Raw genomic sequence first — 13,471 nt, forward strand, 5'->3', positions numbered from 1 at the left:
GGTGCGGAACGGCGACGAGCGCCGTGCCGCACCACCGTGCGCAACGTACGGGCCCGTACGACGGGACGGTACGGGCCCCCGGGCAGGCCCCGGGATCGGACGGGCGTCAGACGGGCGTCAGACGGGCGTCAGACGGTCATCAGGCGGGCATCACCCCGCCCGGCGCCGCCCCGCCAGCACACCGAAGGTGACGCCCGCGACCCCGACGACAATGCCCACGACGCCGAGCACCCGCGCAGTGGTGTCGGAACCGGAGCCGGAACCGGAGTCGGTGTCGGAGGAGGCCGCGGTCTTCTCGGATGCCTTGGAATCGTCCGAGGAGTCGTCCGAGGCGGCCGCGTCATCGCCGTGCTCAGCAGCGCCGAGCTTCAGCACCGGAGCCGGGTTCTCGGGCTCTGCTGCCCCCTCCTTGGGCTCCTCGATCCACCGCACGACGTCGTCGTTGTCGTAGGTCTGCAGGGCCTTGAACACCAACTGGTCCGCATCCTCGGGCAATTGACCCATGGAGACGGGGAACTGCTGGAACTGCCCCGGCTCGACCTTCCCGCCGCTCCAGGTGACCTTGGAGACGGCTTCGGTGATCTTCTCGCCGTGCATCTTGATCGGCTTGTCCAGCTTCTTCTTCTCGACCTTGACGTTCCAGCCGGGCACCGGCTGCGGCATCACGGAGGCCAGCGGATGGTCCGCCGGGAAGGTGACCTCCAGCTTCACGGTCGAGGAGTCGTCCTTCTCGTTGGGCACCTTGAAGTTGACGGTGCTGTAACCGCCCTTGGCGGCCTCCTGCGGGTCGACGCTGACGTGCGCCGACGCCGGCCCCGCGACCAGCATGACGGTCCCGGCGGCGAGCGCGCAGACGGCGGCGGCGCGGCGGTTGGCGATCTTCATCAATGAGCTCCTGAGAGACACGGCCCGCGCAGCACAGGGCATGCGAACAGGCATGCGGCCTGTACGGCACAGGACGGGTGACATGACAGCGGGGGAGGCGGACACACGGGCGCGCGGGCCCGCACCGCACCGCGCCGCTGTCATGGCCGGGCCGCCCGTACCCCGTCGAGCGGGGGGCGCGGGAGAAGGACCGGTCCCGGTGAGCGTTGTGAGCGCAGTGCGTCAGGCCGCGAGCGCGAAGGTGTCCGCGGGCCGCGCGGGCGGGCCGCGCCGGTGGACGGAGTGCTGCAGCAGCAGCGGCCGGGGCGGCGTCTCGTCGTCGGGCCGCTCGAAGCCGCTCCGCACGGGCGCCCAGGGCAGCAGCCCGGAGTGCAGCGCACGGACGTAGGCCAGGGCGGTACGCAGCGCGAGCGCGGCCACCAGTTCATCGGCCGCGGCGGCGGCGTCGTATGACAGGCGCACCAGCCGCCACAGCGCGGCCTCGCCCCGCCGCAGCATCCAGCCGAGCAGCAGCCCGGCGCACAGGTGCCCGAGCAGCATCGGCACCTCGCACATGCCGGCCGCGGCCCGCGCGGCTTCGCGCAGGCAGTCGAGCGGCGTGTCCGGGAAGGACAGCGCGACGGCGTGGTGCCCGGCGTGCGCGACGTGCTCCGCCGCACCGCCCGTACCGCCGGCGGCCGCAGTGGAGCCGGCATCCGGGTCGAGCCCCGCGCGGGCGACGATCCGCCGCGCCTCGGGCTCGCTCATGCCCATCGCGCTGTCGTTGCACAGCAGTTTCCCGGCCAGCGCCCGTACCCCACCCGGTTCCCGGCCGGCGGCCGAAGCGGCTCCCGCGTGGCCGTGCTGCGACCCGGCGCCCACCGAGAACACCAAGTGCAGCGCGATCTGGCCCAAGGAGAGCAGCCCCACGATGCCCGGCAGGGAGCGCTCCCGCCCGGCCAGCGCGACGGCGATCACGAACACGCAGCCGAAGCCCAGCGCCAGCGTGGTGAAGGGCAGCACGGTGTCGGCGGCGAGCAGGTGCCCGGCGGCGGACACGGTGACGCAGACCGCGGCGAACACCGCGGCCCGCAGCAGTCTCAGGTCCGCACCGGCAGTCATGGCCGCGCCATCATCTCACCGCCGTCTCAGCGTGCACACAGCAGGGCCACGCCTGCTCCACCGATGCTCAACCGCCCCACCGGTGTGTCGCGTCACGTTGCCCAGGCGCCCTCCGGCGCAGGGGGCGCGTACCCGCGGCCGCGCTCCCGCCTTACCGCACGCAGCGCCCCAGGACCAGCACCTCAGGCCGCTCCCCTCCGCCGTACGGGGGTCATCGCGACGGCACCGCGTAGTGCTGGTGCGGGCAGGCAATAGGTATCCGTGTGTCGAGCCGCATGGAGGGTGAGCATGAGCAGCCTGTGGTGGTCTCTCCGGCTACGGCGCGAAGCCGCCAGTGTGCCGCTCGCGCGCCAGCTCCTGCTGAGCTCCATGGCCTCGGCCGGCGTCGACCCGGACGTGGCCTACGACATGTGCCTCGCCCTGTCCGAGGCGTGTGCCAACGCGGTGGAGCACGGCAGCTCCGCGGGTGACATGGCGGGTGCCTACCGCGTCTCCGCCTATCTGGAGGGCAACCGCTGCCGTATCGAGGTGGCGGACACCGGGCCCGGCTTCCCCGCCGGTTACAACCCGGCGCGCTGTGCGAACGAGGCGGAGAGCGGGCGGGGGCTGTCCCTGATCGAGTCACTCGCCGACCACGTACGGCTGCGCAACCGGCCGGGCCACGGCGGGGCGGTCGTCAGCTTCGACAAGGTGCTCGCCCGCCGCGACGGACACCTCATGACTGCCTCCTGACCGCTTCCTGGCCGCCCGAGGGGTTCCGGTAGCGCAGCAGCAGCATGGCAGCGTCGTCGTGCAGCGGGGAGCGTACGTGCTCCTGGAGGTCCTGCCGTACGGCCTCCAGTGCGCCCTCGGCGTCGGTGTCCTTGAGCAGGTGGGCGCGTTCGTCCAGCGGGTAGAAGTGGTTGTCCGGGTTGCGCGCCTCGGTGACGCCGTCGGTGTACAGCAGCAGTTGGTCGCCCGGTGCGAACGGCACCTCGTGCGGGCGTGGCGGCTCACTGCCGTGCAGGCCGAGCCCCAGTGGCAGGGAGCGCTGCGGCGGCTCGGCGAAGTGCACACTGCCGTCCTGCCGGACCGCGAGCGGCGCCGGGTGCCCGAAATTGAGCAGTGTCGCGCTCTCGGTGTGCGCCCCGTGCGGCACCTCGGCGAGCACTGCGGTCACGAACTTCTCGCCCAGCAGGTGCCGGTCCAGGGCCCGTTCCAGGCGCTCTCCGACGGTCGGCAGGTCCGGCTCGTCGTAGGCGGCCTCCCGGAAGGCGCCGAGCACCACTGCGGCCGTCTCGACCGCCTCCAGCCCCTTGCCCTGGACGTCGCCGATGATCACGCGTACGCCGTGCGGCGAGGTGACCACCTCGTACAGGTCGCCGCCGATCCGCGCCTCGGCGACGGCCGAGGTGTAGGAGACGGCGACCCGCAGCCGCCCGGCACCGCGCGGTACCGGGCGCAGCAGCACCCGCTGGGCCGCCTCCGCGATGGAGCGCACATTGGCCAGCTCGGCCTCCCGCTTCTGCCGCATCGCGGTCGCCACCAGCGCGGCCACCGAGACGCCCGCGACGGAGATCAGCGTCGCGTTGCCGCGCCGTTCACCGAACTGGTCGTTGTACAGGCTCAGCGCGATCGACAGCGCCAGCGCCAGCGCACCGACCAGCGCGGTGCGCCGCTTGCCGCCGGTGAGCCCGGCGAACGCGGGACCGAGCGCCATCATCGGCTGCAAGCCGATCCCGGACCCGCCCATCATGTCGACGGCACCGACCACACCCATGGCGAGGAACGGGAACGCGGACAGCAGTCCGGTCCGCAACGGGGAGACCAATGCGTGCTCTCTTCTCTCTGTGTCGGTGACATCGCTCAGCAGGCTCGCGCTGTGCGGCTGTCTCCTCGTGGCAGCGCTCGAATGATCTCGTGCTGCTGATCTCGCGCTGCCCGGCCGGGGTCACGCCCGCAGCTTCGCCATCCAGCTCTCCACGTCCGAGCTGCTGCGCGGCAGTGCGGCGGACAGGTTCCGGTTGCCGTCCTCGGTCACCAGGATGTCGTCCTCGATGCGTACCCCGATGCCGCGGTACTCCTCGGGCACCGTCTCGTCGTCCGCCTGGAAGTACAGCCCGGGCTCCACCGTCAGGCACATGCCGGGCTCCAGCGTGCCCTCGGCGTACGTCTCCCGGCGCGCGACCGCGCAGTCGTGCACGTCCATGCCGAGCATGTGGCCGGTGCCGTGCAGCGTCCAGCGCCGCTGGAGGCCCAGCTCCAGCACTCGCTCCACCGGGCCCTCCACCAGACCCCACTCGACCAGCCTGGTGGCGAGCACCCGCTGCGCCGCCTCGTGGAAGTCGAGGTACTTAGCACCGGGCTTGACGGCGGCGATGCCCGCCTCCTGCGCCTCGTACACCGCGTCGTAGATCTTGCGCTGCAGTGCGCTGAAACGCCCGTTGACCGGCAGGGTGCGGGTCACATCGGCGGTGTACAGGGTGTGCGTCTCCACACCCGCGTCGAGCAGCAGCAGCTCGCCCGAGCGCACCGGGCCGTCGTTGCGCATCCAGTGCAGCGTGGTGGCGTGCGGGCCGGCCGCGCAGATGGAGCCGTAGCCCACGTCGTTGCCCTCCACCCGGGCGCGCAGGAAGAAGGTGCCCTCGATGTAGCGCTCGGAGGTGGCCTCCGCCTTGTCGAGGACCCGTACGACATCCTCGAAGCCGCGCACTGTCGAGTCGACGGCCTTCTGCAGCTCGCCGATCTCGAACTCGTCCTTGACCAGCCGCATCTCGGACAGGAAGCTCCGCAGCTCCTCGTCACGCTCGGCGGTCACCTTGTCAGCCAGCGCCGCCTCGACGCCGGCGTCGTACCCGCGTACGACCCGGACCGGGCCTGTGGCCTCCCGGAGCGTGTCGGCCACTGTCCGTACGTCGGCACAGGGCAGTCCGTACAGCTTCTCGCTCTCGGTGAGGCTGTGCCGGCGGCCGACCCACAGCTCGCCCTGGCCGTCCAGCCAGAACTCGCCGTTCTCACGGTTGGAGCGGGGCAGCAGGTAGAGGGTGGCGCTGTGGCCGCGTTCGCCGGTGGGCTCCAGGACCAGCACGCCGTCCTCGGTCTGATTGCCGGAGAGGTGGGCGTATTCGACGGACGACCTGAAGGGGTACTCGGTGTCGTTGGACCGGGTCTTGAGGTTGCCCGCGGGGATGACCAGACGCTCGCCGGGGAAGCGTGCCGACAGCCGCTCGCGCCGCCCGGCCAGCTCGGCGACCTGCGGGACGGGCTCCAGGTCGCGCAGCTCGGTGTCGCCCCAGCCGGACTTCATGTTCGCGGCGAGTTCGTCGGAGACGCCCGTGTACAGGCCGTTCTTCCGCTGCTTGATCGGCTGCTCGCCGGCGGCGTCTGCCACGTCTGCCTCCTCTTTGACGGATAAAACCACCTTCCATCGTATGGGCGGGGGCCCACAGGTCCACACCTGCGCGCATGTGACGTTCAGCTGTGCGGATGCACATGCGGGTGCGCATGCAGGCGCGGGCGCGGGCGCGCGTTCCTCAGAATCGGGCCGCCAGTAGGACGACGTCCTCCGGATGGTCCGGCAGATCGGCCAGTGGTCCCGGCAGCACTGTGCGCAGCACGTGGTCGACGAGGGCTTCCGGGTCCTCCCGGGCCGCGCGCGGGGCCGAGGCGGCGGCCGACCGCAGCCGGGCGAAAGCGCGGTCCATGGAGTGGCCGGTACGGTGCAGCAGTCCGTCCGTGTAGCACAGGAGTGTCTCGCCCTCCTGCAGCACGACCTCCGCGCTCGGCGCCTCCCAGCACGCCAGCATGCCCAACGGCGCAGAGACGGCCGTCTCCACCGGCTCGATGCGCCGGGGCCCGACGATCAGCGGGGCACAGTGCCCGGCCCCGGCGAGCAGGACCTTGCGGGTGGCGGGCTCGGCGTAGGCGAACAGCGCGGTCGCCGAGCAGGACGGCTCGGTCAGCCGCAGCAGCAGCTCCAGGTCGGACAGTACGGCGACCGGGTCCTCCCCCTCCATCACCGCGTACGCGCGCAGGGAGGCCCGCAGCCGTCCCATGGCGGCCACCGCTGCAGGGCCGCTGCCGGTGACCCCGCCCACCGCGAGCCCCACGGCCCGGTCGGGCAGCGGCAGCGCGTCGTACCAGTCCCCGCCGCCGCACGGGCCCGTACGGTGCCGCACGGCGAGCGAGACACCGGGGACGCGGGGCAGCGTGCTGGGCAGCAGCTCCTCGCCGAGGGTCGCCATGTCCGCGCGGGTGCGGGCGAGTTCGCCCAGCCGTGCGCAGTGCTCGGTGGCGTGCAGCAGATAGCTGCCGAGCAACTCCCGCTGACGGGGCGTGGGCTCGCCGGGTTCGTCGTAGAGCCAGACGGCCGCACCCAGCAGGGTGCCGGACTCGGTGGTGAGCGGCACGGCGTAGGTGGCCGCGTAGCCGAGGCGGGCCGCGACCTCCCGGTGCCGGGGGGAGAGCTCCTGGTCGGCGGCGATGTCGGGGCAGGCGATACCGCGGGCCGGGGCGGAAGCGGACGGTGTGCCGGAGGTGGCGGCCTCGTCGTCCCGGGCGGGGCCGTCGCCGCAACCGGGCTTGAACGGCTCGTCCATAGCGGCCGGCGCGTGCCCCTCGGTCACCGTGCCGGGGCCCGGCTGTGCGTCGAGGATGCGCGCGTACGCGGCGGAGGAGCGCGGGACGGTCTCGATCTGGCCGAGGTCGGCGCGGCCGAGACCGAGACCGATGGTGCGCTCCGGGACGCGGCCCGGGGTGCTGGAGGGCTCGCTTCCGGGGTCGGTGCCGGGCTCCAGCGCGATCATGCCGCGGGGGGCGCCCAGAAGCGTGGAACCGGCGCGCAGCGTCTCGCGGAGCGCTGTGTCGAGGCTCGTGGTGCGGACGAGCCGAGTGGTGAGGTCGTGGAGCGAGGAGAGGTCGCAGATCCGGTTGCGGTCGGCCAGCGAGCCTCCGGCCTCGGGGGGAGCGGTCTGCGCTGACGTATCCGCTGCTGACGCGGCGGACGACCTGGCGTTCGAAGAGCCCGGAGCACCGGGAGAGGTTGTGGACGTCGTGGAACCGGCAGGTGCCGCAGCGGAGGAGGCCGCTGCGTTCGTCGAGGAGTTCGAGGAGACCACCGGTTGGATTCCAGCCACTTTCGGCAGGTGCGGGGAGGTCATGGGCGGCGGCTCAGGCTGCGGGTGAACTGTCCCAATAGCATCGCAAACCCCCATGTCATGCTGCTCCGCTATCAATGCCACTACATCTACACATGCCGTTGGGGCATGTCCAGCACGTGCGCTGCGGTGCCGAGAATGTCTCTGGAGGGGACCCGCCTCACGAGGGCTGGCCGAGGTGTGGAAAGATTGGCGGAAAATCGCCCACGTGGCGTGCATACTGCTGTCGACTGAGGCCATTCGGCAGCGCGTTGGCACTGCCGTTGCGGGTACGGAACCCTGTGGAGAGTCATGGCGTCCTAGGGAGCAGCGGGCCCCCCGACCCGCCCGCTTCTTGCGGGAGGGCACCAGCCGCAGGATTGCACCAGGCAGCACAGGCGCGGTACGAGCGGATTACGAGCGCAGCAAGTAACGAGCAAGTACAAGCAGCATCGGCGCAGGTGGCAGTCCACAAGCGCGAACGCCATGCATGCGCCACCCCCCGCCACGTTCCACGCTCGGCCTGCAACATGATGCGCTGTTCGGCACGCATGGTCACCAGAGTTTCACGTGGTGTATTGAGCTGGAGAGCGGTCGGCACGACCAGTTGGCGATGTTCGCTGTGTTTGCGTAGTAGGCGTTGTTCGGCGTTCACGGAAAGGACGAGCGCTCATGCGCGAGATCCTCGGAAGGCGCTCCCTCCGGGCCTGGGCGCAGCTCCAGGGCCAACGGTTCTGGGGGCGGTCCGGACGGTACAACCACAGGTCACCGATGCGGAACATGGCGCTGACGGCGGCCGGCGAGTGGCACTGGCCGGTGGTGCCGGGAGCCGCGCTCGCCTCCCCGGGAGCCCGCGGTGCCGCAGCCGTCTGCGCGTGCCCCGACCCCGAGTGCGTGGTGCCGGGGGCGCACCCCTTCGAGCCGGTGCTGCTGGCGGCCACCGCCGATCCGACGATGGTGCGCTGGTGGTGGGAGAACCGGCCGGACGCACCCGTCATTCTCGCCACCGGCCGTACGGCGCCGTGCGCGCTGAGCCTCCCGGCCGTCGCCGGAGCGCGCGCCCTGGCGACGTTCGACCGCACCGGCGTCCGGGTCGGCCCGGTGATCGCGACACCCACCCGCTTCTCGGTCCTCGTCGAGCCCTACGCCCTCGAAGAGCTGGGCGAACTGCTGTACGCCCAGGACCGGGTGCCCAGTTCGCTGCGGTTCCACGGCGACGGCGGCTATGTGGCGCTGCCCGGTTCGCTCACCGGGGCGGGGAAGGTCCGCTGGGAGCGGGAGCCCGACCGCGGTGCCGAGGGACGGCCGTGGCTGCCCCGGATGGAGACGCTGCTCGACGTGCTGGTCGAGGAGAGCTGCGCGACACCGGACAACGGGAGCCGGCTGGCCTACTGAGGCCGAGCCGGGCGGCCCACCGGTTGATCCGCTGCGGACCGACCGGAGAGCCACCGGAGATCAACCGGGGATCAACCAGGGATCAACCACGGAGCAACCAGGGATCCGCCGAGGCCGACCCATTGGTGCGGGGGCTGCTGGGGCCGGGCGCTGAGGATTGCCCACCACCGGAGCGCGGCGCGTATTCACCCGTACGGGTAGGAGCCGACCGGAGTTGTGCGGGAAACGGGCTGCCGTCGCACCAGCGGCCCGTTGACCCCGGTATGTTCACCTCATCAGTCGGCCCGGGCCTCCTCCCCCTCGCTCGCGTCCCAGGTGGGTCCTCTCATGCACCAGCCGCAACAGCGCACCTCCCGGCTCCGCGCGGTCACGCTCGCCAGCGCGATCGCGCTCGCTGTCGCGCTGGCGCTCGCCGCGGCGGTGGCAGGCCAGGACACGAGGCTGGCGGCGAAAGCGTTCCGTGCCGCCCACCAGCACCAGAACCAGCAACAGGACCAGGGCCGGCGCGGCGAGGCCGGTGCCGGTGGCGGTTCCGGTGCCGATGACGCCGCTCCCGAGGCGCACCCCTCCGATGTCCGTCCGCCGACCGGGGCCCGTCCCGCCACATCCTGCGGGCCGGAAATCGCCTCCCCCGAAGGTGTGACAGTCCGCGCCTGCGTGTTGACCGCCGACGGCGCCACCTGGGCCCGCGCGTACTACCGCAACCCGACCGCACACCGCCTCCCCGCCCTCCTCACCCTCCACCGGCCCGACGGGCGGACGGCGAAGGCGCACTGCACGGTTCGCGGGGGCGGTGAACGGGGCGTGTGCGAGACGCCGCACGGCCGCGGTGTGAAGGCCGCGCAGCCGGGCCGGGAGGTGTTCTCCGCAGTGGTCGAGGTGGGCCATGCGGAGGGCCGGCGACCGCTGCGGGCGAAGAGCGGCCAGCGGCAGCGCTGAGGCAACTCGCCGCAGAGCGCCGGGAGTTAGCCGCAGAGCGCGGAGGCCGCCCGGAGCCGGGCACAAAAGAACCCGGTCGCTGGCGACGGGGGATGCACCAGCGACCGGGCTCCTAGAACGGTAACAAGAGATCGGCTGTTAGCAAATTCGATCGCCCAGATCCGGACGCCGATTTACCTGCGAGTAGAGCAAGTTGGGGCGGTGATGTGACCGGAGTCACGCTCACAAGTCCTCCGTGTGCCCCTCACCGAATCCGCCGACCGCCTTCAGTTGAGCGTCACCTGACGATTGGTGAGACCGCTGCGGGCCCGGCGCTCCTCGGCCGTCAGTGGCGCCGTCACCGCCAGCGCCTCGGCCAGCCGCTCGGCGAACGCGGCCGCGGGCTTCTCGCAGTCCTCCGATCTCATCTCCGACGGAAGGTCCCACACCGGCACGGTCAGTCCGTGCGCGCGGAAGGAGCCCACCAGCCGGGAGCCCTCGGCTCCTGAAGCTCCGCCCGGCTCACCCAGTGCCGAGGCCCCGGCGGCGTGCAGCCGTGCGAGCGCGTCCAGCAGCTGCTCCTCGGGGTGGGTCATCACCCAGCGCAGGTGGTTCTTCTCGGGCGCCTCGCACCAGTAGGCGCCCTCGACGCCCGTGAGCCGGGCGGTCGGGATCGCGGCCGCGTTGGCGCTCTCCAGTGATGCGGCCACCTCGCCGGCCGGCTGTTCGTCACCGTCCAGCCAGAACTCGAACCCCGAGTGGACCTCTGGCTCGAACGGTGCGCTCAGGTCCAACAGGTCCTGCAGCCGCGGAGCGTCCGGTGCCGGCCGTCCCGCGGCGACGGGCGTGCCCGGCTCGGCCGCCAGCGCCCGGCTGAGCGTGTCCGCCAGATCGCGGCTGAGGTCGCCGGACGCGGTGTCGTTCTGGAGGCCCAGCAGGACCTCGCCGTTGTCGCGGCGCAGCGCGGGCCAGGCCATCGGCAGCACCGTCGCGAGCGTCACTGCGGGAACGCCCTCCGGCAGCCCGTCCTTGAGAGTGAGACGTGCCGTGGCGGCGGGCACCAGCTCGCGCATCGCGACCCAGTCGCTCTCGTTCGGCAGCCCCTCGAACGGGCGGCGGACCAGCTCGGTGGCCGCCTGCGCGGCCGCCCTGCCGTGGCACGCCTTGTAGCGGCGGCCCGAACCGCAGGGGCACGGCTGCCGGGCTCCCACCACCGGGAAGCTCCCGGCGGGCGCGGCGGCGGCTGTCTGGGGTCGGCGCTTCTTGGCCATACGAGCGGTTCTCCAGGTATGCGGCGGTGTGTGGGCGCCGCGATCCTAGTAGCTGGAGCGCGCGAGACGCTGCCCGCGCGGGCCTGTGCCTGCTGTGTGGCTCCTGTGCCTGCTGTGTGGCTAGTGCCTGCCGTGCGGGTGCGCCCCGTTCAGCCCTCGCTGTGACCGTCTGCCCGTCGTCCCGTTGCCGTCGGCTACTTGAGCTCTTCCACCGAGGCCAGGTCGAACTCGCCGTCGAGACCGTCGCCGAAGTCGCCCAGGCTGGCGGCGACCCGGCCGCTGAACGAGCTCTCCGGCCGCAGCACCGCCCAGACCGTCACACCTGGTGGCTGATCCGTCGGGGTGTCCGGTTCGGAGCGCACGCCCCAGTCGCGGGCGAGAGCCGTGATGATGGCCAGCCCTCTGCCGCCGCGTGCGGTGACGGAGGGCTTGGCCGGAAGTGGGCGGGTCGGACCCCCGCCGTCCGTGACGGCGATGGTCACCTCACCCCGTACATCCCTGCGCCACGACGCTCGGACGGTGTCGACCGGCTTGCCGCCGCCCGTGCCGTCCGGATCGGCCGCTTCCTCGTGCAGTGGGCGTGCGTGCCGGCACGCGTTGCTGAGGAGTTCGGAAAGAATCAACGTCGCATCATCGATCACCGTATCGGGCGCGCCACATGCGCGGAGCTCGTCGCGCATCCTGCGCCGTGCGACTCGTACACCCGACGGACCATGGGGCACGGCCATGGTCGACGAAGTAGGCACCTCCTGTGCCACCACCAACGCCACCCCCGAGACCTCCTTTGCCCCACGCCATCGGGATGAATGCCCCAGGAGAGTGCGGCGGAAACCGGCCACTCTTCTTCTCTTGACGCACTCGCGTGTCTGCAATAAGCGCCGAGTGCGCCGGTGCACTCCGTCCGCCAGGCTCGCCGGCTTCTCAACCGGCCCGCCCGCGCGCGAGTTGGGCGTGTACCTGGCGAGGACGGTTGGTGATGATCGCGTCGACGCCGAGCCGTACGCACAGCTCGACGTCCTCCGGTTCGTCGACCGTCCACACGTGCACCTCGTTGCCCGCGCGGTGCGCCCGTGCCACGTACTCCGGATGGGCACGCAGGATGCGGATGCTGGGGCCGGCGATACGTACGCCGTTGGGCAGCTTGCCGTCCCGGTGGCGGGGGAGCAGGAACTGCATCAGAAAGACCGTCGGGAGGTCCGGCGCCGCCGCGCGGATGCGTTGCAAGGAGCGCGCGGAGAAGCTCATGACGCGCACTGGTGTGCGGAGCCGGTGCCGGTCGAGCAGTTCCAGCAGCCGCTCCTCCACCTGTCCGGCCCAGCGGGTGGGGTGCTTGGTCTCGATGGCCAGTTCGACAGGGCGGGGCGCTGCGGCGACGAGGGAGAGCAGGCGGTCGAGGGTGAGGACGGAGGTGCGCTCAGGGTCCGCCGTACCGGGGCGTGCGGAGGTTCCGGGGCGCCCCTGTGCGCTTCCGGCAGGCCCCGTGGCTCCGGCCGGTCCCGCTGATCCGGCCGGTCCGGCTGATCCGGCCGATCCGGGGGTCGCGGTCGGTCCGGTGGCGCCGGTTCGCTGCGCCGTGGCAGCGGTTCCCGCCGTCCCGGTGCGGCCGTCGGTCTGGTCGGTGTCCAGCGCGCTGTCCGGCGACTCGTACGGGTCGGCGTGCTGGTCCTTCCACGAGCCGAAGTCGAGCGCGGCCAGCTCGGCGAGTTCCAGTGCGGAGACGGCGCCGCGCCCGTTGGAGGTCCGGTTGACCCTGCGGTCGTGGACACAGACGAGGTGCCCGTCCGCGGTGAGCCGTACGTCGCACTCCAGACCGTCCGCGCCTTCCTCGATGGCCCGGCGGTAGGCGGCCAGTGTGTGCTCGGGTGCCGCCATGGAGGCACCGCGGTGGGCTATGACGGACGGGGGACGGCCGAGACGGTGGCGCCGCCCGGCGTCGATCTCGTTGCTCACCGGGTTATCGTGCCACCGGGCCGGGCGAGCACGCTGTGCAGGGCTCTGCCGGTGGCTTTGCTGGGGCTCTGTTGGGCCTCTGTTGGGGCTTTTGCCAAGGGCTCCACTGATGGGAGGCCGATCTTTGGGCGGCCTGTTCCCAGGGTGGTGGCCCAGGTTGCCGAGGGGCGGTTCGGGGCGGGCGCGCCTAGGCTGGTGGCTGTGATCACGGAGTACGCGTGTGCGAGCAGTGGGTCGCGTGGGTGACGCCGCCCTGCTGTCGGTCCGTACGCCGCCGGCAGTGGCTGCGCCCCCGACGGCTGGGAAAACCGGGGATTTTGTCCGGTGTTGGCCCGTTATAAAGAACCGGGGCGGACGCTCAGCAATGACTTACGTCCGTCTGATGCGTGATGGGAAAAACTGTCCACGGATACCCGCGTACGTGAACACACCCAGCCCGGCGATGTCGTGTACCTGATGAGGAGTGAGTTGTGAGCACCGAGAACGAGGGCGCTGCCGTGACGCCTGCGGCGGGGCCGGGTCCCACGCCCCCGGCGCCGGCCCAGGCCCCGTCCACCGGCGCCCCGACGAGCCGTGAGGACGGCGACTTCTCGCTGCCCTCCCCCGACTCTTCCGCCGGCACTTCCGCTTCCGGTTCGGGCACCACCGCGACCGCCGCTGCCGTGGACGCCGCTGTCGCGGCGGACCGTACGCGGAATGGTCCGAGCGTCCAGGACACGGTCGTATCGGCGAAGGAGCCGGTGGGGGACACGCTGGTGCAGTCCGCGCAGCCGGACACCGACGCGGTGCCGAGGACGCCGGAGGGCGCGGGTGACCGGCCGACGATCCCCGCGCCGC

At 72.0% G+C, this 13,471-nt stretch carries 11 protein-coding genes and 1 pseudogene; 4 read left to right on the forward strand and 8 right to left on the reverse strand.

Features of this window, described 5'->3' with window-relative positions; translation table 11 throughout:
- Nucleotides 1-150: 150 nt before the first annotated feature.
- Entirely contained in the window at nt 151-885 is a 735-nt protein-coding gene (locus ITI46_RS29105; RefSeq protein WP_209242909.1) for a YcnI family copper-binding membrane protein, read from the reverse strand.
- 222 nt (nt 886-1,107) lie between these two features.
- On the reverse strand, nt 1,108-1,986 hold the full coding sequence (locus ITI46_RS29110; protein ID WP_209242910.1) for a hypothetical protein: 879 nt from the start codon (nt 1,984-1,986) through the stop codon (nt 1,108-1,110).
- Between the two features lie 288 nt (nt 1,987-2,274).
- Here ITI46_RS29110 and ITI46_RS29115 point away from each other — a divergent pair, with 288 nt between their 5' ends.
- Nucleotides 2,275-2,718, forward strand: coding sequence for an ATP-binding protein (locus tag ITI46_RS29115; RefSeq protein WP_209242911.1), 444 nt, complete (start codon nt 2,275-2,277; stop codon nt 2,716-2,718).
- Here the strand turns inward: ITI46_RS29115 and ITI46_RS29120 are convergent.
- The 3 genes from ITI46_RS29120 to ITI46_RS29130 all read right to left on the reverse strand — a co-directional run bounded on the left by ITI46_RS29120 (nt 2,702) and on the right by ITI46_RS29130 (nt 7,124).
- Nucleotides 2,702-3,745, reverse strand: a complete 1,044-nt coding sequence (locus tag ITI46_RS29120; RefSeq protein WP_247746764.1) for a PP2C family protein-serine/threonine phosphatase — start codon at nt 3,743-3,745, stop codon at nt 2,702-2,704. The genes ITI46_RS29115 and ITI46_RS29120 overlap by 17 nt on opposite strands.
- Before the next feature lie 171 nt (nt 3,746-3,916).
- A complete protein-coding gene (locus tag ITI46_RS29125) occupies nt 3,917-5,356 on the reverse strand; it encodes an aminopeptidase P family protein (protein ID WP_307808370.1) in 1,440 nt (479 codons plus the stop codon).
- Nucleotides 5,357-5,498: 142 nt separating this feature from the next.
- Complete coding sequence (locus ITI46_RS29130; RefSeq protein ID WP_209242914.1) at nt 5,499-7,124, reverse strand: PP2C family protein-serine/threonine phosphatase; 1,626 nt, start codon at nt 7,122-7,124, stop codon at nt 5,499-5,501.
- Between the two features lie 648 nt (nt 7,125-7,772).
- On the opposite strand from ITI46_RS29130, the gene ITI46_RS29135 reads away from it, so the two are divergent.
- The gene (locus ITI46_RS29135; protein ID WP_209242915.1) at nt 7,773-8,495 is read left to right on the forward strand and encodes a bifunctional DNA primase/polymerase; all 723 of its coding nucleotides are present in this window, start codon (nt 7,773-7,775) and stop codon (nt 8,493-8,495) included.
- A gap of 327 nt (nt 8,496-8,822) precedes the next feature.
- The gene (locus tag ITI46_RS29140) at nt 8,823-9,434 is read left to right on the forward strand and encodes a hypothetical protein (RefSeq protein ID WP_209242916.1); all 612 of its coding nucleotides are present in this window, start codon (nt 8,823-8,825) and stop codon (nt 9,432-9,434) included.
- Between the two features lie 266 nt (nt 9,435-9,700).
- Here ITI46_RS29140 and ITI46_RS29145 read toward each other — a convergent pair whose 3' ends face one another.
- From ITI46_RS29145 to ITI46_RS29155, 3 genes are all read right to left on the reverse strand, one after another.
- Entirely contained in the window at nt 9,701-10,684 is a 984-nt protein-coding gene (locus ITI46_RS29145; RefSeq protein WP_209242917.1) for a DUF5926 family protein, read from the reverse strand.
- Nucleotides 10,685-10,878: 194 nt separating this feature from the next.
- The gene (locus ITI46_RS29150; protein WP_307808371.1) at nt 10,879-11,412 is read right to left on the reverse strand and encodes an ATP-binding protein; all 534 of its coding nucleotides are present in this window, start codon (nt 11,410-11,412) and stop codon (nt 10,879-10,881) included.
- Nucleotides 11,413-11,605: 193 nt separating this feature from the next.
- Nucleotides 11,606-12,634 (reverse strand): glycerophosphodiester phosphodiesterase family protein, encoded by a 1,029-nt coding sequence (locus tag ITI46_RS29155; RefSeq protein WP_209242919.1) that lies wholly within the window; start codon nt 12,632-12,634, stop codon nt 11,606-11,608.
- A gap of 470 nt (nt 12,635-13,104) precedes the next feature.
- Between ITI46_RS29155 and ITI46_RS29160 the strand changes: the two are divergent.
- Nucleotides 13,105-13,471, forward strand: a pseudogene (locus ITI46_RS29160) (protease); the annotation flags it as partial.

The sequence above is a fragment of the Streptomyces oryzae genome, assembly GCF_017676365.1.
Taxonomy (GTDB): Bacteria; Actinomycetota; Actinomycetes; order Streptomycetales; family Streptomycetaceae; genus Streptomyces; species Streptomyces oryzae.